The organism is Leeuwenhoekiella sp. A2 (assembly GCF_047946655.1).
Taxonomy (GTDB): Bacteria; Bacteroidota; Bacteroidia; order Flavobacteriales; family Flavobacteriaceae; genus Leeuwenhoekiella.
In genome coordinates this window covers 469,012-494,313 of sequence record NZ_CP172311.1, presented here as the reverse complement: position 1 = coordinate 494,313, position 25,302 = coordinate 469,012, and the positions used below count along the sequence as shown (strand labels likewise).

Annotated in this window: 22 protein-coding genes and 1 other RNA gene; 6 read left to right on the top strand and 17 right to left on the bottom strand. The window is 37.9% G+C overall.

Translation table 11 applies throughout. The features are described 5' to 3' along the window. Window positions 1-27 precede the first annotated feature (27 nt). From ACH3PA_RS02185 to ACH3PA_RS02145, 9 genes are all read right to left on the bottom strand, one after another. Complete coding sequence (locus ACH3PA_RS02185) at window positions 28-609, bottom strand: DUF1989 domain-containing protein (RefSeq protein WP_416440951.1); 582 nt, start codon at window positions 607-609, stop codon at window positions 28-30. Next, window positions 590-1,207 carry an FMN-binding negative transcriptional regulator gene (locus ACH3PA_RS02180; RefSeq protein WP_416440953.1) on the bottom strand — a complete coding sequence of 206 codons (618 nt, stop codon included), beginning with the start codon at window positions 1,205-1,207 and terminating at the stop codon, window positions 590-592. The genes ACH3PA_RS02185 and ACH3PA_RS02180 overlap by 20 nt, the downstream gene beginning before the upstream one ends. Window positions 1,208-1,209: 2 nt before the next feature. Further along, window positions 1,210-1,914, bottom strand: coding sequence for a guanitoxin biosynthesis heme-dependent pre-guanitoxin N-hydroxylase GntA (gene gntA / locus ACH3PA_RS02175; RefSeq protein ID WP_416440955.1), 705 nt, complete (start codon window positions 1,912-1,914; stop codon window positions 1,210-1,212). Between the two features lie 134 nt (window positions 1,915-2,048). Next, the gene (locus tag ACH3PA_RS02170; protein WP_416440957.1) at window positions 2,049-2,573 is read right to left on the bottom strand and encodes a DUF421 domain-containing protein; all 525 of its coding nucleotides are present in this window, start codon (window positions 2,571-2,573) and stop codon (window positions 2,049-2,051) included. A gap of 148 nt (window positions 2,574-2,721) precedes the next feature. Next, a complete protein-coding gene (locus tag ACH3PA_RS02165) occupies window positions 2,722-4,011 on the bottom strand; it encodes a DEAD/DEAH box helicase (protein ID WP_416440959.1) in 1,290 nt (429 codons plus the stop codon). A gap of 110 nt (window positions 4,012-4,121) precedes the next feature. Next, window positions 4,122-4,790, bottom strand: coding sequence for a hypothetical protein (locus tag ACH3PA_RS02160; protein WP_416440961.1), 669 nt, complete (start codon window positions 4,788-4,790; stop codon window positions 4,122-4,124). 94 nt (window positions 4,791-4,884) lie between these two features. Beyond that, on the bottom strand, window positions 4,885-5,862 hold the full coding sequence (locus tag ACH3PA_RS02155; RefSeq protein WP_416440963.1) for an acyl-ACP desaturase: 978 nt from the start codon (window positions 5,860-5,862) through the stop codon (window positions 4,885-4,887). Window positions 5,863-6,001: 139 nt separating this feature from the next. After that, window positions 6,002-6,418: an energy transducer TonB gene (locus ACH3PA_RS02150; protein ID WP_416440965.1), complete on the bottom strand. Its 417-nt coding sequence runs from the start codon at window positions 6,416-6,418 to the stop codon at window positions 6,002-6,004. A 7-nt stretch (window positions 6,419-6,425) separates the two neighbouring features. Further along, window positions 6,426-8,876 carry a prolyl oligopeptidase family serine peptidase gene (locus ACH3PA_RS02145; RefSeq protein WP_416440967.1) on the bottom strand — a complete coding sequence of 817 codons (2,451 nt, stop codon included), beginning with the start codon at window positions 8,874-8,876 and terminating at the stop codon, window positions 6,426-6,428. 178 nt (window positions 8,877-9,054) lie between these two features. Here ACH3PA_RS02145 and ACH3PA_RS02140 point away from each other — a divergent pair, with 178 nt between their 5' ends. Then, window positions 9,055-10,062 (top strand): 3-oxoacyl-ACP synthase III family protein, encoded by a 1,008-nt coding sequence (locus ACH3PA_RS02140; RefSeq protein WP_416440969.1) that lies wholly within the window; start codon window positions 9,055-9,057, stop codon window positions 10,060-10,062. 149 nt (window positions 10,063-10,211) lie between these two features. Here the strand turns inward: ACH3PA_RS02140 and fahA are convergent, their stop codons facing one another. Next, entirely contained in the window at window positions 10,212-11,504 is a 1,293-nt protein-coding gene (gene fahA, locus ACH3PA_RS02135) for a fumarylacetoacetase (RefSeq protein WP_416440971.1), read from the bottom strand. A gap of 108 nt (window positions 11,505-11,612) precedes the next feature. On the opposite strand from fahA, the gene glyA reads away from it, so the two are divergent. Beyond that, the gene (glyA, locus tag ACH3PA_RS02130; protein ID WP_416446690.1) at window positions 11,613-12,887 is read left to right on the top strand and encodes a serine hydroxymethyltransferase; all 1,275 of its coding nucleotides are present in this window, start codon (window positions 11,613-11,615) and stop codon (window positions 12,885-12,887) included. A 255-nt stretch (window positions 12,888-13,142) separates the two neighbouring features. Here glyA and ACH3PA_RS02125 read toward each other — a convergent pair whose 3' ends face one another. The 3 genes from ACH3PA_RS02125 to ACH3PA_RS02115 are packed head-to-tail and all read right to left on the bottom strand — an operon-like array spanning window position 13,143 to window position 16,254. Continuing rightward, window positions 13,143-13,598, bottom strand: coding sequence for a 3-oxoacyl-ACP synthase (locus tag ACH3PA_RS02125; protein WP_416440973.1), 456 nt, complete (start codon window positions 13,596-13,598; stop codon window positions 13,143-13,145). A gap of 9 nt (window positions 13,599-13,607) precedes the next feature. Then, window positions 13,608-15,170, bottom strand: a complete 1,563-nt coding sequence (locus tag ACH3PA_RS02120; protein WP_416440975.1) for a hypothetical protein — start codon at window positions 15,168-15,170, stop codon at window positions 13,608-13,610. Window positions 15,171-15,195: 25 nt separating this feature from the next. Beyond that, window positions 15,196-16,254: a glutaminyl-peptide cyclotransferase gene (locus ACH3PA_RS02115; protein ID WP_416440977.1), complete on the bottom strand. Its 1,059-nt coding sequence runs from the start codon at window positions 16,252-16,254 to the stop codon at window positions 15,196-15,198. 88 nt (window positions 16,255-16,342) lie between these two features. On the opposite strand from ACH3PA_RS02115, the gene ffs reads away from it, so the two are divergent. The 3 genes from ffs to fsa all read left to right on the top strand — a co-directional run bounded on the left by ffs (window position 16,343) and on the right by fsa (window position 18,088). Continuing rightward, an RNA gene (gene ffs / locus ACH3PA_RS02110) (signal recognition particle sRNA small type) lies at window positions 16,343-16,442 on the top strand. A 55-nt stretch (window positions 16,443-16,497) separates the two neighbouring features. Then, complete coding sequence (locus tag ACH3PA_RS02105; RefSeq protein WP_416440979.1) at window positions 16,498-17,301, top strand: SDR family oxidoreductase; 804 nt, start codon at window positions 16,498-16,500, stop codon at window positions 17,299-17,301. Between the two features lie 133 nt (window positions 17,302-17,434). After that, the gene (gene fsa, locus ACH3PA_RS02100) at window positions 17,435-18,088 is read left to right on the top strand and encodes a fructose-6-phosphate aldolase (RefSeq protein ID WP_416440981.1); all 654 of its coding nucleotides are present in this window, start codon (window positions 17,435-17,437) and stop codon (window positions 18,086-18,088) included. An 80-nt stretch (window positions 18,089-18,168) separates the two neighbouring features. Here the strand turns inward: fsa and ACH3PA_RS02095 are convergent, their stop codons facing one another. Then, window positions 18,169-19,578 carry a TlpA family protein disulfide reductase gene (locus ACH3PA_RS02095; RefSeq protein WP_416440983.1) on the bottom strand — a complete coding sequence of 470 codons (1,410 nt, stop codon included), beginning with the start codon at window positions 19,576-19,578 and terminating at the stop codon, window positions 18,169-18,171. Between the two features lie 180 nt (window positions 19,579-19,758). On the opposite strand from ACH3PA_RS02095, the gene ACH3PA_RS02090 reads away from it, so the two are divergent. Beyond that, window positions 19,759-21,384 carry an ABC-F family ATP-binding cassette domain-containing protein gene (locus ACH3PA_RS02090; protein ID WP_416440985.1) on the top strand — a complete coding sequence of 542 codons (1,626 nt, stop codon included), beginning with the start codon at window positions 19,759-19,761 and terminating at the stop codon, window positions 21,382-21,384. Between the two features lie 47 nt (window positions 21,385-21,431). Here the strand turns inward: ACH3PA_RS02090 and ACH3PA_RS02085 are convergent, their stop codons facing one another. From ACH3PA_RS02085 to pheT, 3 genes are all read right to left on the bottom strand, one after another. After that, window positions 21,432-21,944 (bottom strand): DUF2007 domain-containing protein, encoded by a 513-nt coding sequence (locus ACH3PA_RS02085; protein WP_416440987.1) that lies wholly within the window; start codon window positions 21,942-21,944, stop codon window positions 21,432-21,434. Between the two features lie 6 nt (window positions 21,945-21,950). Next, complete coding sequence (locus tag ACH3PA_RS02080; protein ID WP_416440989.1) at window positions 21,951-22,679, bottom strand: hypothetical protein; 729 nt, start codon at window positions 22,677-22,679, stop codon at window positions 21,951-21,953. A gap of 67 nt (window positions 22,680-22,746) precedes the next feature. Next, window positions 22,747-25,173: a phenylalanine--tRNA ligase subunit beta gene (gene pheT / locus ACH3PA_RS02075; protein WP_416440991.1), complete on the bottom strand. Its 2,427-nt coding sequence runs from the start codon at window positions 25,171-25,173 to the stop codon at window positions 22,747-22,749. Between the last annotated feature and the right edge of the window lie 129 nt (window positions 25,174-25,302).

The following is a 25,302-nucleotide window of genomic DNA, read 5'->3' as shown; positions in this document are numbered from 1 at the left end:
ATCCCACTTTTCAGGTGGGATTTTTTATTAGTCGATGATCTCAAAATGTATAGGTTTAAAACTTCCGCCATTACTATCTTCTGCAGAGCATGCGGTAAGTGCAACAATTAAGTCCATTTGAGCTTCAAACAGAACATAATCGCCGGCTCTACTTAATGGTGGGTCAACGCTTAGTTTTCCTTTAGCATCAAATTGCACATTCATAAAGATATTAAATGCTGTGGGTACATCGTCTGGTTCTATACCAAAGGCAGCAAGATTTGTGTAGAGATTTTCAAAACAACTGGGATGATAATCCGGGTTGTTGTACATGATTTGAAAAGTCTCAGGGCTACACGGAGCCAGAAGGAAATCGTTGCGGCCATTTGTGTCTTCCAGTATTTTCATCATTTTATTACTGCGGTTGCTCCAAAGAAAGTTTTCTTTCGTGATTAAAATACTTTCTTCAAAATCCAGAGTTTTTCCACTGGAAATTTTCTCTCTGGTATCTGTCGCATTAAATAGAACCATGTCACTTACCTGCTCTCCCTGTGGGTCTATTACTTTTAATTTTTGCCCCTTTTTAAGCGTAAAGGCTTTACCTGTTTGTTTATGTATTACTTCTGTCATGTTCTTTTTTTATGTCTTTGCTCAATTGAACTGTAGCCGGGCATTTTGAGAGATGCTCTATACTTGATTGCACATCTTCTTCAGCATAGCTCTGATGTAATTTTGCGACACCTTCAATTTTAAAAGGCTCGCACCAGAAACCTGTAATTAGAGGTAGGTGCTCTTTTAGCATATCGCTAGGAATTTCATTATAAAAAAGTGGATTTTCTTGTTTCTTTTCGAAATGATTTACCAGTTTTTCTAAACAACATTCAAGTTCGTAGGAAGTTTGTAAACGTATTTTAGCGTTTACGTGAACCGCAGAATAATCCCAGGTACTTATATCTTTCTCTTTATACCAGGAAGAAGAGACATAACCTTGAGCACCTTCAAAAATTAAAAGCACATCGGTGTCATTCTTTAAAAAACTAAATATCTCATTATGATTTGCAATATGACCAAAGAGCGTGAGATCTTGCTTAGAATAATCTATTAAAATGGGAATATGTGTTGCCAATAGTCGTTCACCCTGTATGACAAGCGTTGCAAAAGGATGAGCAGCTATAAAGTCTTTAAAATACGCAGAATCATTTTTCCGGTACTTTTTAGGTTGGTACATGTTTACATCTTTCCTGAAAGAAACGGACATTTCCATTCATTTCCAACTTTTCTACCGCTATATTGTTTTGTTTCGCTGCTTTTACCAAAGTCTCTTAACATAGGATTTATGCTTCCCTGAAGTTGTTCATCACGCTCGCGTATCTTGTCGCGTACATTGTGATAAGCTCCCATCTCTCTAAGTTTTTCAAATTGCCAGTGCAGGTTAAAAGCCATCGCAGGGTATGGGCTTTGTCTTGCCATACGTGAACTATTAGGATGCAGACCTACCATATAAAATGCTCTTCCGCCAAGGCTGAAACTGAAATCAGGATCGTTAGGATCATTACTTACAGTTGAGTCCCAGGGTTTGTCATCAACCTCATGTAAAAACTGAAGTTGTTTCCATAATAAATCCTCAAATTGCTCTTCAGAAAACGACTTTCTACCCTTAAAAACCGCTATAAATGTGTGAAAATCGTTAGAGCTGAAATCGTAATTAGCAATATATTGATTCAGATCATGAAGAATCTTTATAGCTGTATTTTTAGAGCCAAAATTCTCATACACATGAAAATCTACATGGTCCATACTAAACACAGTCTGAGCCATGACACATGGGTGATTGTTTTCTAAAATATAAGTATTAAACTCAGCTTTTATATCCTGAGTTGAATTAGTATCTGTGATTTTATTCTTCTTTAGTGGTGTTGATATGGTGGTAGACATATTGCGTATAGTTTTAATGTAAAATTATCTACAATATGTTTGAGGTTGATACTGTTTAAGAAGAGTTTAGATTATTATTATGGAAGATTAACAAGCGTTGAGAAAATTTTAAGGGTTTAGGTTAATTTAAAACATCAATAATCCTTAACGTCTGTCATAAGCCAATCTTCTAATTCAACCGAGTCATCAGAAGTGTGAAGTACTGAGATGTCGCCGGTAGCTTCAAATATGACAGCTTTAACCTGAGATAATTCCAGAACATTTGCTTCTCTTAATTTTGACCGAAGATCCCCCTCAGTAACCCGGGCTTTTCTCAGGTTATCATCAAGTATAGTATTGCCTCTCATGAGCAATAAAGGCTGATTGTCAATAGCTTTTTGAAAAGGTTTGTAACGACGCAAAATCGCGGCAGAAATTTGTAATACATAAACTGCTGCCAGCCCTACGGCTCCCTGTAAAAGGCTTACTGAAGATGATAAAAGGGTAGAGGCGATAATAGAACCTACCGCAACAGTCATAGCAAAGTCAAAACTAGACATTTTTGAAAAACTACGTTTTCCGGCTATACGCGTATATATAATTACCGCAGCATAAATTCCTATTGCACTAAGGCAGATTGCAATTAGAGATTGTGGCGAAGCTGTGAACCATTTTTCCATCAGATTAGAATTTTTAATATTTTCTAAAGTTATTGAGCGTGTGATAATAGCACAAGGTTTTAACTAAAGCTTATTAATTACAAGATTGTACAAATAATAAAGCCCGCTTAGCAACTAAGCGGGCCTTACATGTGATTTTTATTTACAACTAACTACGTTTAGAAGAAAAAGTGCCTCTTCTTTTGCGGCTGCTCGAGGAGTTGCTATTTCTATTCCCGCCAGAAGTAGCTGTTTTTGCAGGTCGTGGACCTCTATTCGAATTTTGTTTTGGTCTGGGATTTCTGGGAGATCCTTCGTTAGTATCGTTGATAAAAGGATGATCTTCTATAACCGGAATCTTTTGATTGATCAGTTTTTGAATATCCTTAAGGTATGCGCGTTCTTCTCTATCGCAAAATGATAATGCTGTACCACTTGCTTTTGCACGACCTGTACGTCCTATTCTATGCACATAAGTTTCAGATACATTAGGAAGATCATAATTAACAACCAGTTCTAACTCTTCTACATCTATACCACGCGCAGCAATATCTGTCGCAATAAGAACTTTAAGTTTGCCGTCTTTAAAAGCATTTAATGCTTTTTGACGCTGTAGTTGAGATTTATTTCCATGTATCGCAGCAGAAGTGATACCTGCCTGAGAAAGAATTTTTACGATTTTATTTGCCCCGTGTTTAGTACGTGAGAAAACTAGTAAAGAATCTGGTTTTTCTGTTTCTATGAGGTGAATAAGCAGCTTGGGTTTGCTGGGTTTTGTAACGAAATATACTGCCTGATCAACTTTTTCTGCAGTTGCCTGCTTTGGAGCAATCGTTACTTTTTCAGGATTACCAAGAATCTTTCCTGAAAGTTCTGTGATCGCTGCGGGCATCGTTGCAGAGAAAAATAGTGATTGTCTTTTCTTTGGAAGTTTAGTCAGTATTTTTTTTATGTCATGAATAAAGCCCATGTCCAGCATTTGATCTGCTTCATCAAGCACAAAATACTGTATGTCTCTAAGGCTTATTAAACCTTGATTCATTAAATCAAGAAGACGGCCCGGTGTTGCAACGAGCACATCTACGCCTCTGCGAAGTTCTCTTACTTGTGAAGCTTGTTTTACTCCGCCAAATATTACTGTATTCTTTATACCAGTGTACGTGCTGTATTCAGTTACATTATCTGCTATTTGTATGGCAAGTTCTCGCGTAGGTGTTACGATAAGTGCTTTAATCTTACGGCCACCTTTACCAGAGCCTATTTCATTATAAATATTTTGAAGTATGGGTATTGTAAATGCTGCGGTTTTTCCCGTCCCTGTCTGGGCACAACCTAGTAAATCTCTTCCTTTTAATAATATGGGTATTGATTGGGCTTGAATAGGGGTAGGGTGGGTATATCCTTTTGCAGTAAGTGCTCTTAGGATAGGTTCATTGATTTCTAATTCTTTAAACGTCATATATGTGTATAAGCCGGCAAAGGTAGGGATTCTTCAACGGACTCCATCATAAATACATAAAGTATTGTAAATTAATAATTTACCCGCTAAGCGGGATTTGATAAGAAATTTTAATCTTCTGAATGCGGAATAACGGTGGCTTCAAATTCATATTCCATAAAATCATCTTTGCTTAGCCAATAGTCTGATGTGATTATTTCGTAATCTGAAGCGTTTTTTGGGGTTAATTGCCAGATAATATTTTCAGCCGAATTAAATTCTTTCTTGCCGGCAAGTTGTTCATCAAAGAGGCGCTTGATGATATGGTGCTCATCTAATGAGTTACTTAATGCTTTTAGGGCATTTTCTTTGGTCAATTTCGTGTCAACGTTACTTTTTAAAGGTTCAATACTGCACGACATTATACTTGCTTTTGTATCTGGAAACTTACCGTTGTAAGCTTTAAACAAAAACTGATTTATACTGAATAGATCTTCGTGCAGGGCAATATCACTGTATTCTTCAGCTACTTTCTCCTTAAGCATATCATGAGATAATTGATCAATTTGACCGGTATTTAAAAAGTCAGAAAGCTTGTAGGTTAAGACAATCGTGGCAGCTTCTTGTGGATCAAAATCATTAATAGCCAGAAAGAGATATTCTTTGAGTTCGCTATCCTTAAGCTCTGCAGTATCCTGTACATCAAAGGCATTTAGTAAATTTTTATAATCATCTACGGCCCAGTAATCTGGTAATTCATTTACAGTTTTAATATTATTTATTGCTACTTTATATTTCATTGTGGTGTGTGCTTAAATTAGGTGATAAAAAAAGCGCCTTACTTTTCTAATTATTTAGACTGGCAGGCGCTTTTTAGTATTTATAGAGATAATTTTAAGTGGCGATCCACTTAAAATTATGTTGTCTGTCTGGTATGGCGATACGTTCTGATATACGCTCAAGTCTTGAAGGAAGTGCCATTAAATAATCTCTGGCTTTTTCTGCCTGACCATTAAGATCGCGCATTTCATCTATTTTCCAATCTTCAAGCAAAGATGTCATTATCGTGATATAATCCTGCGTTGTATAAACCATAGATCGCTGTGCGGCATCAGAAAAGTGAGACCACAGTTGCCCTACCTGCATTCCAGATTCACGCAAAAACATGGCCGGCATAACGATTTTCTTTTTCATCATATCTTCAAAAGCCAGCATCATTTCGCTAGGATCAAGTTCAAAAATACGACGTACAAAATCCATATAAGCTGTAGCATGACGAGCTTCATCACCTGCAATTGTATTACAGATCTTTGCCAGTTTTTTATTACCTGCTTTTCTGGAGAAAGAGGCCACACGTCTGTGAGAAACATTTGTTGCTAACTCCTGAAAACTGGTATATATAAAGTTTCTGTAAGGATCTGCTCCTGTTTGTATGTCAAAACCATCACTTATAAGGTACTGTGTTGATACTTCCATCTCGCGCATATTCACGCGACCAGATAGATAAAGATATTTGTTAAGAAGATCTCCGTGGCGATTTTCTTCAGCAGTCCATGAGCGTACCCATTGTGCCCAGCCATTTCCCTCAATTTGGTCAATGCCTTTAACACCCATAAGCCATGACTCATAAGTGGGAAGTGCTTCTTCTGTAATTGTATCACCTACAAGAACAGTAAAGAGATCATAATTCATCTCTCTGGCAAGTTCTTGTATTTCTTTTACATCTTCAGAGAATTCAGGATTTGTGGGATCTGGTAATAGATCTGCAGGTTGCCAGTTTGTATCTATTGGCTTGAGGTATTTTTCAAGTAATTCACCCATTGATTTCTCAATGGTTTGCATTACCTCTAGTCGTATATTAGAAAGTTTCATTTAGAATTTCTTAATCAAATTTTAGGGTAAACTTAATATATTTCGAAAGATTAACGTGTTATTAAGATCATAATGTTCTATAAAGGCATTATTCACTCTTAGTATTCAGGAGCAAATAAATGGTCTGTAATTACATCTTTTAATCGTTTCTCAATTTTGCTTTAGCTTCTTTACGTAATCTTCTCTTTTTTTCTTGTGCTGTTTCAATTTTAAATATAATAGGCATTGCAAAAAGGTGACTCTTGCCGGAAGAACCAAAGTTCATTGTATCAAGTTTTACCTGTTTAAGAACTCTAATGGCTTCTGTCTCAAAAACAGTATGAGGGCCGCGAGCTTCTATATCTACAAGGTTGCCATTTTCATTAACTTTAAATTTCGTGTATACTTTAATCTGGTCACCGCCTTTGTAATTAAGTTGGCGAGCCACGCTGTCAAAACGAGTTTGGTAATATTGCCTCAAAGCTTCAGCAGTGGCCTGCGAAATATTCTTTTGACCAAAGGAATTTAGGCCTGTAAGTAGCAGGACAATTAAAATGTAACTGTTTAGTTTTAACATCTAGGTCTTAATCTTTTAATTCTTCTTCTTTTTTTATGGCGCCCGTGTCTCTATTCTTGACATACTTCTCTAGCCATTGATCCTGCTCCCAAAGCATGTGGAGTATAGACTCTTTTGCGCTGTAACCATGACTTTCTTTTGGCAACATAACAAGTCTGGCGGTTGCTCCTAAACCTTTTAAAGCATTAAAATAGCGCTCACTTTGCAGCGGATAGGTACCTGAATTATTATCAGCCACACCATGAATCATAAGTAACGGAGTTTTCATCTCGTCTGCATGCATAAAAGGCGACATTTCATAATAGATCTCTGGTGCTTCCCAATAACTTCGCTCCTCACTTTGAAAACCAAAAGGAGTTAATGTACGGTTGTAAGCCCCACTACGCGCAATACCTGCAGCAAAAAGATTTGAATGGGAAAGCAGATTGGCAGTCATAAAGGCTCCGTAAGAATGGCCGCCAACAGCAACACGATTTCGGTCAATATAACCTAGGGAATCTACCGCGTCTATAGCCGCTTTTCCGTTAGCTACAAGCTGTTTTATAAAAGTATCATTAGGTTCTGTATCACCTACGCCCACGATGGGGAAAGACGCATCATCAAGTACAACATAGCCACGCGCTACCCAGTATACCATAGAACCATAGTACGGGTATGTAAATTCGTTAGGATTATTCGTGTTTTGTGAAGCGCTGTTCTTGTCTTTATATTCACGGGGATAAGCCCACAAGATCATTGGTTTTTTCTCTTTCTTTTTCATGTCATAACCTACGGGAAGATATAAGGTGCCAGAAAGTTCCAGTCCGTCATCACGTTTGTAGGTAATAACTTCTTTATGCACATCCTGTATACTTTTAAACGGATTTTCAAAAAAGGTAATTTGCTTTAGTTTGTCAGTTTTAATATTACGTATGTAATAATTTGGATATTCTGTAGGGGCTTCTATGCGAACTAAAATTTCACCCTTTTCCATATCAATGGCTTCCTGTAAGTTCTCAAGCTTATCTGTGTATTCAGACTCATAAATGCGTTTGGTTGCTTTAGATTTTAGATCGACTTCGTCAATAAAAGGGAACTGCCCTTTCTCACTGTAACCGTCACCTATGAGGTATGCTTTATCACCATCGAGTTCTAAAACATTCTCACCATACTTATTTTCTTTAGTGACAAAATTTCCGGGATCGCTGTACACATCCTGGTAATTACGGTCATTAATAACCACAGCTTCTCCATTTTCTTTTGAAGGATCTATTAGATAGCTTTTTGTGTTTCTTGTATTCCACCAGCGGTCATAAGCAATTGCGGTGTCATCATCACCCCAAATTATTCCCGCAAACCGATTAATCGTTTTAAAAATCGGCTTAGAAGCGGCAGAAAACGGTGCTTTTTGTTCAAAAACCTGATCGCGATAAGGCACTTCTACTTCAGGATCACCTTTATCAAGAGCTTCTACCCAAACGAGCGTGGCGGGTTTATCTGCTCGCCAGCGCATGCTGCGTTTACCGGTTTGTGTCGCCATAAAACCTTTGGGCAACTCTTCAATAAGAGGTATTTCGTTTACGGTTTTTATTATTTTGCCTTCTTTACTGTAAATGGTTGTAGTTTCGGGAAAGCGATAGTAGGGTACCAGATAAGAAAATGGTTTTCCTATTGCGGTAACCATAACATAATTGCCGTCTGGCGAAAAATCAACATCGCTATACATATCTGCTTTTAACCATTCGCTTTCGCTGCCATCCAGATTTATTTTATGTAATGACGAAGTAGCTAATTGCTCAAAATTGAAAGCATCATTGGGGTTTTTAAGTAGATCCTGGTAAGTTCTGTTTTGCGCTTTCGACCCGGTGCTAACCGAAATGGTCGGTCCGGTAGGTACAGCTTCATCTGTATTTATCAATTCTTTTCGGGTTGCGGGGAGCATATTTACTAAGAGACTATTGCCGTCTTTAAACCAGCTGATGGGATTACCCATGTTTCCGTTTACTTTAGCGTCTGAAACCTTATTCGCTTTCGCGGAAGCGATATCAAGAATCCAAACTTCCACGCCGGTATCAACCGTGTTTGTAAAAGCCATTTTTGTTTCATCTGGTGACCAACTGAAATTACTCAATCTGGGATTATCAGGAATTCCGGTCACAGCGGTAGCTTCTTTATCATCTACACCTTTAATCTCAACATTGTTGTAGTACGTTGTGCGGCTGCCAATATTTGTTTTAGGGTTTATGCGCAAACCCCCCAGACGTAGTTCTTCTTCAGAGAGTTCTGCGATGGTTTTGTAGCTGTCTCGATAAAGCAGCAGCATTTTATTTCCCTCGGTATTCATAACAACAGTAGGAGCGCGGGGTACATCTACCAGATCGAGTATTTCTTTAGGAGGTTTTTGATAATCAAGGTTTACCTGAGCAATAAGACAAGTGGTAAAAGAAAGAAAGGCAAGAAGAAGGAGTAGTTTTTTCATAACAGACTTGTTTGAAGTGAATTTAAGCAAAAGCTATTAATGGAGGGAAACAAATGCTATGCATGCATATAAAATCGCCGATAGAAAAGCGTTAAAAATTTGCGGAATCTGTATCTTACCCCACTTTAGTTCACCTGAAATTCTGGTGATGTTAATTTGATAAGACTATAATTGAAATATGTATAATTCTCGTATAGCCGGTCTGGGGGCTTATGTTCCGGAAAATGTTGTCACAAATGACGACCTTGCAAAAGTGATGGATACTAATGATGCCTGGATACAGGAGCGTACCGGGATTAAAGAAAGACGTCATATTAAGAAGGGTGATGGCAACAGCACCGCAACAATGGGTGCAAAAGCGGCAAAAATCGCCTTAGAAAGGGCAAAAATCACCGCACAAGACATAGATATGGTAGTTTTTGCTACGCTAAGTCCAGATTATTATTTTCCTGGTTGTGGTGTTCAAATACAACAAATTTTAGGGATGCGCACAGTTCCTGCACTTGACGTTCGTAATCAATGTAGCGGTTTTGTATATGCGCTTTCTACTGCAGATCAGTTTATAAAAACGGGGATGTATAAAAATATTCTTGTTATAGGTTCTGAAAATCACAGTGGCGGTCTTGATATGACAACTCGTGGTCGTGGAGTTTCGGTTATTTTTGGTGATGGGGCAGGAGCGGCAGTTCTTACTCGTGAAGAAGATAACACAAAAGGAATTCTGTCTACACATTTACATAGTGAGGGTGAGCATGCGCTTGAACTTTCATTACGTGGTCCCAGCACAGAAATGTGGGTGCCGGAGATTATAGAAAAAAATCCGCAGGAAGATATCCCATATTATCCTTATATGAATGGGCAATTTGTCTTTAAGAATGCTGTTGTGCGTTTTGCTGAAGTTATTAATGAAGGACTTGAGAAAAATGGCCTTACGGCGAAAGATATCGATATGCTGATACCACATCAGGCTAATTTACGTATCTCACAATTTGTTCAACGCCAGTTTAAATTGAGCGATGATCAGGTTTTTAACAATATTCAGAAATACGGTAATACCACTGCAGCATCTATACCCATCGCCCTAACTGAAGCATGGGAAGAAGGCAAAATTAAAGAAGGAGATACAGTAGTTCTGGCAGCTTTTGGTAGCGGTTTTACGTGGGCGAGCGCAGTTATTAACTGGTAAAGCCCCTTGCCCTGCGGGCATTTCCCCAAAGGGGAAAATGCAAAGCTTACAGCTATAAAATTGAGATATTATTCCCCTCCCATTGGGAGGGAACAATATCATATCTTCTTCTCCCCCTTTGGGGGAGATGCCTGAAAGGCAGAGGGGGATTACTTTTTCTTCGGTTCAAAGACAGGTAATAACTTTGTGCTTACTTCACCAAAACCTATTCTTGCATAACCATTTTTCTCGCACCATCCGCGCATGGTTACAGTGTCATTATCTTCTATAAACTTACGGTCACCACCTTCATCAAGTTTCACAGGTTTAGAACCTTTCCAGCTTAATTCAAGCATAGAACCATAAGAATCTTTTGTAGGTCCTGAGATTGTACCGCTACCCATAAGATCACCAGAATTCACCGGGCAACCATTAACTGTATGGTGTGCCAACTGCTGACTCATATTCCAGTATAGATATTTAAAGTTAGATGCGCTTACTTTAGTTTCAGCTTTGCCGTCTGGTTGTATGCCCACTTCCAGATTTATATCATAACTTCTTTTGCCTTTGTATTGCAGGTAAGGCATAAGTTCTGTTTCAGGTTTTGGTCCTGCAACTCTAAAAGGCTCAAGAGCATCTAGTGTTACGATCCAGCACGACATTGAAGAAGCGAAGTTTTTCGCCAGAAATGGCCCTAAAGGCACATATTCCCAACGTTGTATATCACGCGCACTCCAATCATTAAAAAGTACAAGGCCAAAAATATAATCTTCGGCTTCATCAACCGGAATTGGCTGTCCCAACTCATTTGCATCTGTGGTAATAAAAGCCATTTCAAGTTCAAAATCTACCAATCGTGAAGGTCCAAAAATAGGCTGAGTTGCACCATTAGGTAATTTTTGTCCTTGTGGTCTATGAACAGGAATTCCTGAAGGTATGATAGAACTGCTACGACCGTGATAAGCCACCGGTAAATGTAACCAGTTTGCAGGTAAAGCATTTTCGGGATCTCTAAAAATAGTGCCTACGTTTGTTGCGTGTTCTTTACTTGAGTAGAAATCTGTGTAATCACCTATTTGCACAGGAAGCTGCATTTCAATCTCGTCCATGCTAAAGATCACGCGATCGCGATGTTCTGCATTATCTCTTAATTTAGCATTGCCAGCTTCAAAAATAGTAGAGATCCTATTACGCACAAGACGCCATGTTTTGCGACCGTCAGCAATAAAATCATTTAAACTATCCTGTAAAAAAATATCGTCTGTAAGCGGGATACCTTCAAAATAACCCAATTGATGAAGCGCTCCTAAATCGATTGCAAAATCGCCTATTCGCGTACCTATGGTTATAATATCATCTCGGGTTAAGAACACCCCAAAAGGAATATTCTGGATAGGAAAGTCTGAATTTTCGGGGGTTTCCAGCCAGGTTGTTCTTTTGGGATCGTTAGTCTTAGAAGGCATAAATTATTAATAAAATGTTAGTAATTCTCTGTTTCAAATATAGAATTAAAATAGTACTAACCGAATGTTATGATTACTTTTGAACCTAATTTAACAAACTTTAATAAAATGCAGCGGGATACTGATATCTTTGAATTAATAGAAGAAGAAAAACAAAGGCAACTTAATGGTTTAGAGTTAATTGCATCAGAAAATTTTGTAAGTGAACAGGTGATGGAAGCTGCCGGTTCTGTGCTTACAAACAAGTATGCAGAGGGTTATCCCGGCAAGCGTTATTACGGTGGTTGTGAGATTGTAGATGAGGTTGAGACTATTGCTATTGAGCGCGCAAAAGAACTTTTTGGTGCTGAATATATAAACGTGCAGCCACATTCTGGTTCTCAGGCTAACACAGCGGTTTTTCACGCGTGTATGAAACCGGGCGAGACTTTTCTTGGTTTTGATCTTGCACATGGCGGTCACCTGACTCATGGTTCACCGGTTAACTTTTCAGGAAGATTGTATAATCCTGTTTTTTATGGTGTAGATAAAGAGACCGGCCGTCTGGATTATGATAAGATAGAGGAGATCGCTTTGCGCGAAAAGCCAAAAATGATCATCGCAGGAGCTTCTGCGTATAGCAGAGAGATAGATTATGCACGCTTTCGCGAAATCGCAGATAAAGTAGGTGCAATCTTAATGGCAGATATTGCTCACCCCGCAGGATTAATTGCAAAAGGTGTGATAGGTGATCCTGTACCGCATTGTCATGTGTGTACAACTACAACGCATAAGACTTTGCGCGGCCCTCGTGGTGGTATGATCATTATGGGGAAAGATTTTGAAAACCCATTTGGTATAAAACTGAAGAACGGAAAACTAAGAATGATGTCTTCTTTGCTTGACAGTGGGATCTTCCCAGGTAATCAAGGTGGGCCATTAGAACATATTATTGCAGCAAAAGCAATCGCTTTTGGTGAAGCGTTAACTGACGAATTTTTACATTACACCGTTCAGGTGAAGAAAAATGCGGCTGTTATGGCGAAAGCTTTTGTAGAAAAAGGATACGATATTATATCAGGCGGGACAGATAATCATATGATGCTTATCGACCTGCGTAATAAAGATATCACCGGTAAAGAAGCTGAAGAAGCTTTAGGTAAAGCAGATATTACTGTAAATAAGAATATGGTTCCTTTTGATGATAAATCTCCTTTTGTCACTTCGGGAATACGTATTGGGACGGCTGCAATTACCACGCGCGGACTAGTAGAAAGCGATATGCAAAAAGTGGTAGACTTTATAGATGCTGCTATTTTGAATCATACAGACGATGAGAAATTAGAAAACATCGCAGAAGAAGTAAATAACATGATGGGCGACAGACCGCTTTTTAAGATGTAAGACTTTATGAGCCTAAATTGTCACACTGAGCCTGTCGAAGTGTTGTTTTAGGTTTAATGAAGAGTCGTCAACCTGAATCTATTTCAGGTTTGCATCTAATCTAATTAAGAAATAGAATAATGTGATTCTGAAATGATTTCAGAATGACGGAAAAACAAAAACCTCAGAAATTTCTGAGGTTTTTTTATGTGAAATAATTAAGCTTTCGATTCAACTTAAATTTTTGGGAGAAACTTAGTTAAACTCATTTGTGAGTTAAATAATCTTTTCGATTTTGATCTCTTTATCTCTAAAGGAGACTTTCTCGCCTTCTTTTTTACCGACTAAGATTTCGCCAATTGGCGAACCCGGCGAAATACAGAAATAAGAATCGCCCTCAACTTTTACTTCGCCTAAGCCAATAGCGATAAGATAATTTCCTGAGGTGGTTAGAATTAGGCTGCCAAAGCCCGATATTTCGTTATTCTGCTCGATTTTTACCCGGTTTAGGTCGGTTTTTAGGTTTTGGTTGAGGTTAAGTTGGCGGTTTGCATTGTCGAGTTCGATTTCGGCCATTGCTCTTCCGGTTTCATATTTATCGCCGGCGCTGCTTTTGGTTTCGCCATCGCGAGACTCTTCTATTGAAGCAATATTTCCTTTCGCAACAGCGATCTTATTATCTAAAATTGCATGCAGATGCTTTAAAAGCGCTTTTTTATGTGATGGTGTCATAGCCAGAATTTAGTCCTCAAAAGTAGCACTTTCATAAGCACCAAGATCTGGATTATTTGTGCGATCTGTGCCTAAAATATCAAATGGAACTTGTTGCGCTGCTTGTATATCACCCTCGCCGTTAGCGGCAGAATCTTCTGTGATTCTAAAATCATTATTCTCAGGATCTTTAAAATCGGGATTTTCGCTTAAAATGATATTCTCATACAATACACTATTGTTGAAATTGTAAAGCGGATCATCACTGTAATTGCCAAAATTATCATCAAACTGGATCAGGCAGTTTTTTAAATTAAAATTAAAAGCGGCCTCATCGCTGTAGTTCACTGAGAATTCTTCTCCCTGATTCCCGGCAATTATGCAGTTTGTAAAATTTGCTGCTGTGAGATCTGCGACAAAAGCCTGATCTTCAGTTAATAGATAGTTGTCTATTTGTACAGCTGGATAATTTCTAAAACCCTGTGACCAATAGTTGGCAAACGTGCAGTGGGTAAAATCATAGCTACCGCCAAGTGCGAGCCAAAGAGATGAGATCCCGGAGTTATTGATTACCAGATTCTCACCTAAAATAGTTCCTGTTCTGGCGTATAACCCAATATTAGAACTGTTGTATATCTGTGTGTTGCGAATGGTTAAAGTGGGATTTTGCGTGCCGTCATTAGAATCCATCAAAACTCCTACTGTCGCGTTTTTGATAGTGGCATATGCAATTGTGTTGTTTGTGCTGCCATCTGTGAGCCACAATAATCCCCACTGGCCGGGAACGTCGCTAAAATCTGGCTCTAGCCTGTCACCTTCAAAAATCACTTCGTTCTCCAGTAAATCCTTATCTGTGCTCAACCTTCCATTGACATGCAGGCTTGCGCGGTTTGCAACAATAATACCGCTACCAGAATGAAAATGAACTCTGGCACCAGCTTCAATATTTAAAGTCTTATCTGGTGGTACGGCAGCATAGCCATAGATAACATAAGGTTTATCTGCGGTAAAAGTGAGTTCATCATCATCAAGAAAAAAGCCTTCAATTAAAACCTCGTTGCCTTCACCGTCTTGTCCCAGACTTAGAGTTTCTTTCATGCCGGCATCATCCCGTTGTGGATAGAGAAAGATCGCATCCTGAACCAGTGTCACGAGTTCTACTTTTTGCTCATTAATGCCTGTATCAAAATTTATCGCGTCTGTATAAAGAAAATCGGCGTTTTCTGCCTGAAAATCGGCAAAATTAAGGGTGGTTTCTACAAAAACAAAAATGCTGTCATTTGCCAGAATTTCTACATTCTCAAAAGCTTTTCCAGGTATACCATCAATATTAAGTCGGTAGTTAGAACTTTCGCCTTTAGCCAGACCAACAGAGGGAATTGAAATTGCGTTGTCGCTGCGATTGTAAACTTTAAAAGTGTAGGTGCTGCTGCCAATATTTGTAAAAACGGTATCCAGATAAACGGTGTCCCTTGAAAATTCAAGCTGCCCTGAACTCAAAGTTGTTTCAAAATCGTTACGGCACGAACTCCAGAGAACAATTATGCTGAGCAGGACAAGAAACCTTAAAGTGTATGTGGTATAAATTTTCAAGTGGATCGTTTGTAATTGAAGATTTTTATTTTTCTACAATGCGTATTTCAAAAAGTTTGTTCCAGTGTTTGCCAGTAACATATAATTTGTCTGTGTCTTTATTATAAGCAATACCATTTAGCACTTCGTTATTCGGGTCAAGACCGCTTTGCACTTCTTTTTTAAGAGGTCTTAAATCTACCACAGCTTCTATAGCACCGGTTTCTGGGTTAATTATAGAAATACCATCATTTTGATAGGTATTTGCATAAATTTTACCGTTCACCCATTCAAGCTCGTTATACTTTGAGCGCGTGGTTTTATTGTCTACGATCTCGATATATCCCTGCTCAGAGAGGTTTTTTGGGTCCAGAAGCCAGATTTTATCAGTTCCGTCAGATTTGTAAATGGTCTGACCGTCGTTGCAAAGTCCCCATCCTTCTTTACTTTTATTAAAGGCGAAAGTTCCGGTTTGTTCAAAAGTGTCAAGATCGTAAATAAAACCAATTTTAGACTGCCACGTTAATTGATACAATTTGTCGTTTAAAATGGTAAGCCCTTCGGCGAAATATTTATCATCTAGTTTAATTTCTTTCTCGATCTTACCGGTGGTAAAATCTGTTTTGCGCAGCGTTGATACTCCGCGTTGCCCGGCACTTTCATAAAGAACACCATTGTGAAATTCTAAGCCCTGCGTATACGAACTTGTATCATGCGGATATGTATTTACAATTTCATAGCCGTATAACTTAGGAGCAGTTTCAGAAACCACAGTAAGAGTATTGTTTATACTTACTATTTTATCTCCTGCATAAACCTGAGCTCGTATGCTTTTCTTGCCTAATCGCTCAACGTCTACTTTTGTAGTGACTGAAGATAGATCTGTTGAGCTGCTTATGTATTTGTCATCTATAAAGTAAGACACAGAATCTATATCTACATTTTTTTTCGCTTTAAGCGAAATTTCAACCTCACCGCCGTTTTTTACTGTATTTTTTTTGAGGTTTGTAACGATGTCAAAGTTTTTATTGAGGTCTTTACCGTTGCCGCAGGCGAGTAGGGTGAGCGTTAATGTAAAGAGGACTAATGCCTTATATAGTTTCATGATATTGTAGAAATTTATGCCAAGGTATTTAATTAAATTCAGTTTAAAAAACATTGGGTTTGCAGTTCATTTACTTTATATTTGCACCCGGCAAGTCCTACACAACCAGCTCCTGTCGAATTCCCCCAGGGCGGGAACGCAGCAAGGGTAGATGGTCGTAGCGGTGTGATGTAGGTAGCTTGCCTTTTTTTGTGCCTTATTGTTAACCATTTTTCTTCATATTTAGTATCCAAAACTAAAGATATGTCACCAGTTGTTTTAATCACAGGGGCTTCTTCAGGAATAGGGAAGGCCGTCGCAGAATATCTCGCTACAAAAGATTACAAAGTCTACGGCACAAGTCGCAATCCTCAACAGGAAATACATAACGGAGTTCACTTTTTACAATTAGATGTTACTGATGCAAGCAGCATAGAAACTGCCGTTTCTCAATTACTTGCGAGAGAGAACAGGTTAGATTTTCTCATTAATAATGCCGGTAAAGGAATTAGCGGCCCAATGGAAGAAATTCCTGAAAGCGAACTAAAATCTGTTTTTGATACTAATTATTTTGGCCCAATCGCCATGATTAAAGCTGTTCTGCCAGTTATGCGTAGCCAGAATAGCGGGATGATAATAAATGTCACTTCAATTGCGGGTTATATGGGGCTGCCTTTTCGCGGAGCTTATTCTGCTACAAAAGGAGCTTTAGGACTCACAACAGAGGCTATGCGTATGGAGTTGAAAGAATTTAATATTAAAATGGTAAATGCTGCACCAGGTGATTTTGCTACTAATATTGCTGCCGGCAGATTTCATGCTTCTCTAAAAGATACTTCTCCTTATAGAAAAACATACGGTTTATCGCTTGAGCTAATGAATGAGCATGTAGATGAGGGTGAGAACCCAATGTTAATGGCGCAAGCGATTCATGCTATTATGCAGGAGAAAAACCCCAAAGTACACTATAAAATCGGTGCTTTTATGCAAAAAATCTCCGTTTTTCTAAAGGGTATTTTGCCAGATCGCGTGTATGAGCGTATGCTACTCAATCATTATAAGCTGTAAGTAAGTAGACTGTAATGTAGTTTTAAAAACTTATTTAAGAATACTGAAGATAAAAGCGTTAAGTACCTGTTGATTATTAAATCAATTGGTTATTTTTGTACGAGAACGATTTAGATTAATATAAAACCAAAAGATGAAATTTTTTATAGATACGGCTAATCTAGACCAGATTAGAGAGGCACAAGACCTTGGTGTACTTGATGGTGTAACGACTAATCCTTCGCTTATGGCGAAAGAAGGCATCACAGGACGTGATAATATTTTGAAGCATTATGTTGAGATCTGCAATATTGTAGATGGTGATGTAAGTGCAGAAGTTATTTCTACAGATCTTGAAGAAATAATTAAAGAAGGAGAAGAATTAGCAGAATTACACGAGCAGATCGTTGTAAAGGTGCCAATGATCAAAGAAGGTGTCAAGGCTATAAAATATTTTAGCGACAAAGGTATACGCACAAACTGTACACTTGTATTTTCTGCAGGTCAGGCTTTACTTGCAGCTAAAGCAGGAGCAACTTATGTTTCTCCTTTTATTGGTCGTTTAGATGATATCTCAACAGATGGATTAAATCTTATTGCAGATATTAGAATTATATATGACAACTACGCTTACGAGACCGAAATCCTAGCAGCTTCAGTAAGACACTCTATGCACATTATTGAGTGCGCTAAGATAGGTGCAGATGTTATGACTGGGCCTCTTTCTTCAATAGAAGGATTATTAAAGCACCCACTTACAGATTCAGGTTTAGAGAAATTCTTAGCTGATTACAAGAAAGGGAACTAAGAAGACTATCAGTTCTTACTGAGTACAAATAAAAAATCCGCTTGAGCAATCAAGCGGATTTTTCGGTTTAACCAAAAACATTATTTATTTAAATAGCCTAACAATTCGTTTTCAAAATCTGTACTAAACATATTTGCATGTGCATTCTGTATAGTACCATTCTTATCTACTATAAAGGTTTTAAAGATTGAGTTTATAGAGAGCTCATCTTTAATCTCCTCAAAATTATCATTTATCTTAAACTCATTCTTAGGATTAAAACCATTGAGTTTTGCAATCCGTAGCCACTCCTGCGTATCGATATTAATATTAATAGCGATATAGGCATATTCAGGAAACTTATTTATAAGCTCCTGGGCCATTAGGTGAGCCTGTCTTGAGTGATTCTTTTTATCTTTAGACCACAAGAATATAAACGTGGGTTTTGTAATTAGTTTATCAAGATGCACTTTCTCACCCTTCATGTTTATCAAAATTTCATCTGGCATTTTTTTACCAGCTTCTACATTTTGATTTGAGGTATAAAGCTTCTCGATCTCCTTTTTATTAAAATTTGAAGGGATGTGTTTCATATAGAGATCAAAAATCTCTTCGCCTCCTTTTTTATCATTACTGTTTGCCAGATATTCTTTAATAGTTCTGGTTAACAAGTAACTTTTTATAGAGTCATTAGAAACCGTACTGTCTATAAGTCTAAGTTTGTGCAGATTGTGTGTAAATGATTGTGAGTTGTAATCTTCAGTGCCGGCGTATTGCTTAAATGCAGCCTGATTGAAGTAGTTCATTAAAAAGCGCTGGTATGAATATAGACTTAAAAGATTCTCCCGGTTAAAATCTACATCATCGCGGTAATCATAAAAGTCATCTGGTAGTGATTGCAGGAAGGCATATTTATCTGAGCCAAATCTTGAAAGCGGATACACTTCTTTACGCGCATAGTAATCATAATCTATAATAGCGTTTATGACCCCTTGAAAACCCTCACTTACTTCATGTTTTGCTTTAAAATTTTCCCAGTCTTCTGTGCGCACGTCTCTTAATGAATCAAGCGTTTGCTGAAAAAGTAAAGGATCTTGTTGATAAACAGTCATCATAGACTCATTCTCTTTCTCATTGAGGAGGTAAAGACTAAGCATGAAATTGTTTTGAGCTGCGCCGTAACCCGTGAAAGTAAGCGATTCATCAAACTCGATCGTATTTACTCTAAGCATAAGACTGTCGCCTTCTTCTAAATAAACAAGCTGGCGCTCATTATGAAAAAAGCTATATAAACCAGGCTTAAAATCGTTAATTTTATAGAAGAAGCGATTGTTTTGACTAAGAGGAAGATCGATTATATTTCGATTGTCTTTACGCAGAATGATTGAGTTGCTTACCGGGTTTACAATTTGCCCACCTATATACGTGCCAGAAGTAGACTTATCGTGTGTGCCATTGCAGCTAATCAGGATAAATAAAAGTAAAACGGAGACTAAGACAGAACGTCTCATGTAAAGAGTAATTTTTTCAATCAGATATGATAAGGGTTAAAGTTTAAACTCAAAAGTAAGTGCGTTGTCTATTTCAGGCTGTTAATTACTAGTTAAAACATAGAATATAAAAGTTAATGTTTCTTCCTTTGGCTAACATTCGATACTTTTGCAAATCTTTTAAAAAATAAGGATTTAGCTATGTTATCAATCTCAAATCTTTCGGTTCAGTTCGGCAAACGTATTTTGTTTGATGAAGTAAACGTTTCATTTACCCAGGGTAATTGTTACGGAATAATAGGAGCCAATGGCGCCGGAAAATCTACACTCTTAAAAATAATCGCTGGTAAAGAAGAACCTACTTCTGGCCACGTTCATCTCGAGCCGGGTAAACGCATGTCTGTTCTTGAGCAGGATCACTATGCTTACGATGAATTTACAGTGCTTGAGACGGTACTAATAGGAAATAAACCACTCTATAATATCAAGAAAGAAATGGATCAGCTGTATGCTGATTATTCTGACGAAAATGCAGATCGTATTGGTGAGCTGCAGGTGCAGTTTGAAGAAATGAACGGGTGGAATGCAGACAGTGACGCAGCAGCGCTATTATCAAGTCTTGGTATTAAGGAAGATCTGCACTATATGCAGGTGAAAGATCTTGATAACAAGCAAAAGGTACGTGTTCTTTTGGCGCAGGCTTTATTTGGAAATCCTGATGTTTTGATCATGGATGAGCCAACTAACGATTTAGATTATGAAACGATCAATTGGTTAGAAAACTTCCTTGCTAATTATGAGAACTGTGTTATAGTAGTTTCTCATGACCGTCACTTTTTAGATTCTGTGTGTACACATATATCTGATATTGATTTTGGAAAGATCACGCATTACAGTGGTAACTATACTTTCTGGTATGAGTCTTCTCAATTAGCAGCGCGTCAACGTTCACAACAGAATAAAAAGGCCGAGGAGAAGAAAAAGGAACTTCAGGAATTTATTATGCGCTTTAGTGCCAACGTGGCAAAAAGCAAGCAGGCTACTTCAAGAAAGAAGATGATAGAGAAGCTTAACATTGAAGATATAAAACCTTCAAGTAGAAGATATCCTGCTATTATTTTTGAACGAGAGCGTGAGGCAGGCGATCAAATACTTAATATTGAAAAATTAGCGTCTTCTGTAGATGGAGAAATGCTATTTCAAAATGCAAATATCAATTTAGCTAAAGGTGATAAGGTTGTTCTTTTTTCTAAAGACAGCCGTGCAACCACAGCTTTTTACCAGATCATAAATGGTGAGCAAAAACCACTTGAAGGTAAATACGATTGGGGTATTACAACTACACAATCATATTTGCCGGTAGATAATCAGAAATTTTTTGAAAACGATTTGACGCTGGTAGACTGGTTAAGACAATATGCAAAAACTGAAGAAGAGCGCGAGGAAGTATTTGTGCGTGGCTTTTTAGGTAAGATGATATTTTCTGGAGAAGAAGCGCTTAAAACTTCAAACGTATTATCAGGAGGTGAAAAAGTGCGTTGTATGTTAAGCAGAATGATGATGCAGCGAGCAAATGTATTGATGCTTGATGAGCCTACCAATCACTTAGATCTTGAATCTATTACTGCTTTTAACAACAGTTTAAAAAACTTTAAAGGGACGGTGATCATGACAACTAGCGATCATGAGTTTGCCAGAACTGTAGGTAACCGCGTTATAGAACTTACTCCTAACGGGATTATAGATCGTTACTTAAACTTTGATGAGTATATGAGCGATCCTAAAATAAAAGAGCAACGTGAGAAGATGTACGCAGTAGAAGCTTAAAAAATCGGCTTAAAATGCTTAAAAACCGGGTTTTTGACCCGGTTTTTCTATTTTCTAAAGTGATTAACTACTGATATTGTACAGAAGATAAGAATGAAGGAGCTTAGAGCAATTCGCCAAATTGGGAGTGTTTCCCCGTGAATTAGCGGCAATAACCTCCACATTGAATAAATGATTAAACCAATGTTCAATATTAAGTTTATTGTTGAGCGTTTGCCTTGTTTAGGATCTTTTTTAATTAAAGGTCTGTCTGTAGATTTACTTACATCATCTTCCTGCTCAAGTCTACTTTCTGTGGCTTGCTCGTCGAGAACATTATCAGGTATTTCGCCTTCATCAAAAGCTTTTTCTGTAATGCGTTTAGCCCTTACGAGATTTTCTTTTTCTACAAATAGCAAAACCTGATCTGTATAGCCTACACCAAAACCTGCTCTCAACGAACTCTCATGATCATCTCTCACTACAACGTGAATGCCTTTCTCTGCCAGAAGATTTTTTAAATAGTTCACGCTTATTTGAGAGCCTGTATAAATGCGCTCATAATTTGAGTCTTTTATCATGAAAGTTTATTGTGCTTTATCATATTTACTTTGCCATATGGCAGTGTTAAAATTCTTCCCAAGAGCAAAACCGTAAAAAATAACGATAGCCGCAATAGATTTAAACATAAAAAAGAAAACCATTACATCCTGACTTACTGTTTGCTTTTTAGTAAATAGGCCGTCAGGAACCATTAGCGTTGCTAAAATGCTGGTAAGCAAAACTAAAACTGCCAGATTCTCGAAACTCTTAAATGGCCACATCATAAGTTTACGCAAAGGGTGCAGATCATTACCCCATTTGTGTACCAGGTAATAATAATCATTACCCATAGGTGCAAATAATAATGGGTCATCTGTTTTGCGTAGCACAAACATTTTTGAGGGAGCAACAATTTTAAACCCTTCAAGCTTCAAATAATGTTCTCTCTCAAGCGATTTAATCTCACTCAGGGTTTCTGCGTGAAAATCTCCTTTAAAATATTTAGTGTCTAAAAAACGCAATCTGTAATTGATGCAGATCGTCTTTATATTGTTTTTGTGAAAAATACGATCTGCTTCTAAAAGATCAAAATTAAAGAGATTCTCAATTTCATCTCCTTCGGCATTTTGTAATGTTTCAAGTATACGTTCTTCTTTGTCTGTGTCTTCTTTTAGTATGCGTCTTACTTCATCTAAAATATGGTTTTCACCTAAATTTCGCCTGCGTTCACGAAGTAGCTTTTCATGAATATTAGTCCTCTTCAATAGCATCATATTTTTTTTAATACTCGTAAAGTTAACTATTTACCTCAATCTGAACAATAGGCCAAATGCTAAAGTATTAGCGCAGCGAAGCTCCTAATTCATTCTCAAACCTGTACTGCAATTTACTCATGATCTTATCGATTTGCTTATCTGTAAGCGTTTTGTTTTCGTCTTGCAGCGTAAAGCTTACGGCATAACTCTTTTTACCTTCAGGTAAATTCTTGCCTTGATATACATCAAAGAGATTTATAGCCTTTAAAAGCTGTTTTTCGGTTGATTTTGCCAGGTTATATACTGTTTCAAACTCTACATTTTCATCTAACAACAGAGCAAAATCACGTCTTACCGCGGGATATTTTGCAATAGGTTTAAACGAGATGTCATTATGTTTAGCCAGACTTACAATCGTATCCCAATTAAAGTCTGCAAAAAGCACTTCCTGATCAATATCAAAATGCTTAAGAAGTTTCTTAGTAACGGTTCCAAATTGCACCAACTGGTTTTTACCCAGAGTAAGTTGAATACCTTCTGCAAAATTTTGATCTTTTATGGGTTTTGCATTAAACCCGCTTAAGCCCAAACGGTTTAGAATAGTCTCAACCACACCTTTTAAATAGAAGAAGCTGGCTGGTTGATCTGCATTAGTCCAGCTTTCTGCATTTCTATTGCCGCTAACCAGCAACGTCAAATGATTTTTTTCTTCTCTGTCTGATGAATAGTTGTGATAGCTTTTGCCGAATTCAAAAAACTTAAGATCTGTTTGTCTTCTGTTTATGTTAAAAGCGACCGCCTCAAGACCTGAAAAAAGCAAGGATTGACGCATGACCGAAAGATCATTACTTAACGGATTTAAAATCTCTACATTATGATCAGGGTTGATAGATTCGCTTAACTCCGCGTAAGCAGGCGTTGTAAGCGAATTACCCATGATCTCGTAGAAACCAGAAGCAGCTAATTGATTGCCTACAACATTTTGCACCTTATAATCTTCAAAGCGGCTGCTGCCGGAAATTGAAGCGTTGAGTTTTTCTGTAAACTGAATATTGTTATATCCATAAACACGCAGAATTTCTTCAATTACATCAACCTCGCGTCTCACATCATTACGGTAAGCGGGAATAGTCATCCCTATACCAGATTCTGTGACGTTGTTGATTTTTATTTCGAGTGAAGAAAGAATTGATTTTATTGTCTCCTGGGGTATTTTTTCACCTATGAGTTTATTGGCATTTTTAAAGTGAAGAAACACCTGGTGATCCTCGATCTTTTTAGGGTAAATATCAACAATGTCACTGGTTACTTCACCGCCTGCAGTTTCCTGAATTAAAAGAACGGCTCTCATTAAAGCATATTCTGTTATCTTAGGATCTATGCCGCGCTCAAAGCGAAAGGAAGCATCAGTATTAAGGCCGTGACGTTTTGCAGTTTTTCTTACGCTTACTGCGTCAAAGAAAGCACTCTCCAGGAATATAGATGTTGTGTTTTCTGAAACACCACTATTGAGGCCGCCAAAGACTCCTGCTATACAAAGCGGTTTATCTGCATCACAGATCATAAGATCTTCTTCATGCAGCTCGCGTTCTACCTCGTCAAGGGTAGTAAATTTAGTTCCGGCAGCAACAGTTTTTACATTTATCTGTCCTCCGGAAATTTTTGCAATATCAAAAGCGTGAAGTGGCTGGCCCAGCTCATGCATCACATAATTGGTAACATCTACCACATTATTTTTAGGAGTTATTCCTATCGCTTTTAGTCTGTTTTGAAGCCAATCTGGCGATTCTTTAATAGTTAGACCCGATATTGAAACACCGCAATACCTGGGCGCTCTCTCGTTGTCAAGAACTTCTACAGACATCTTTTGTGTGCGGTTGTCTATTCTAAAAGCACTTGTAGATGGCGTTATAAATTCTGTATTTATATCTAGTTGAATTAACCCTGCTCTTAGGTCGCGAGCAGTACCTAAATGGCTCATGGCATCTGCGCGATTAGGTGTGAGGCCTATTTCAAAAACTTTATCATTTTCAACTTTATAGACAGATGCTAAAGGTGTTCCCGGTGCAAGCTCTTCATCAAGTACAAGTATGCCTTCATGACTCTCGCCAAGACCAAGTTCATCTTCGGCGCAGATCATCCCATTACTTACTTCGCCTCTTATTTTACCTTTTTTAATGGTCCAGGGTTCTCCTTTATCGTCGTATAAAGTTGTGCCTACAGTAGCAACTGGTACTTTTTGTCCTGCTGCCACATTGTGTGCACCACAAACTATTTGTACGGGGTCTCCAGTACCCAGATCAACTGTAGTAAGTTTTAATCTGTCTGCATTAGGATGCTGCACACAGGTAAGCACGTTGCCCACCACAATGCCTTCTAAGGCACCTTTTACAGTTTGAAAATTTTCAATGCCTTCTACTTCAAGACCAAGATCTGTTAATAATTCACCGGTTTTTTCTGCTTCCCAGTCAATATTTAAAAACTGTTTTAGCCAATTGTATGAAATCTTCATTTGCTCGTTTTTCGGTTTGCAAAGATAGTTTTACCATTGTTTTTAGCATAATTAAATTGGGACGAACTATTACAAGAAAAAAGCGGAAGGTTTTTAATGTCTTCCGCTTTAAATATTCTCTTTAATTTT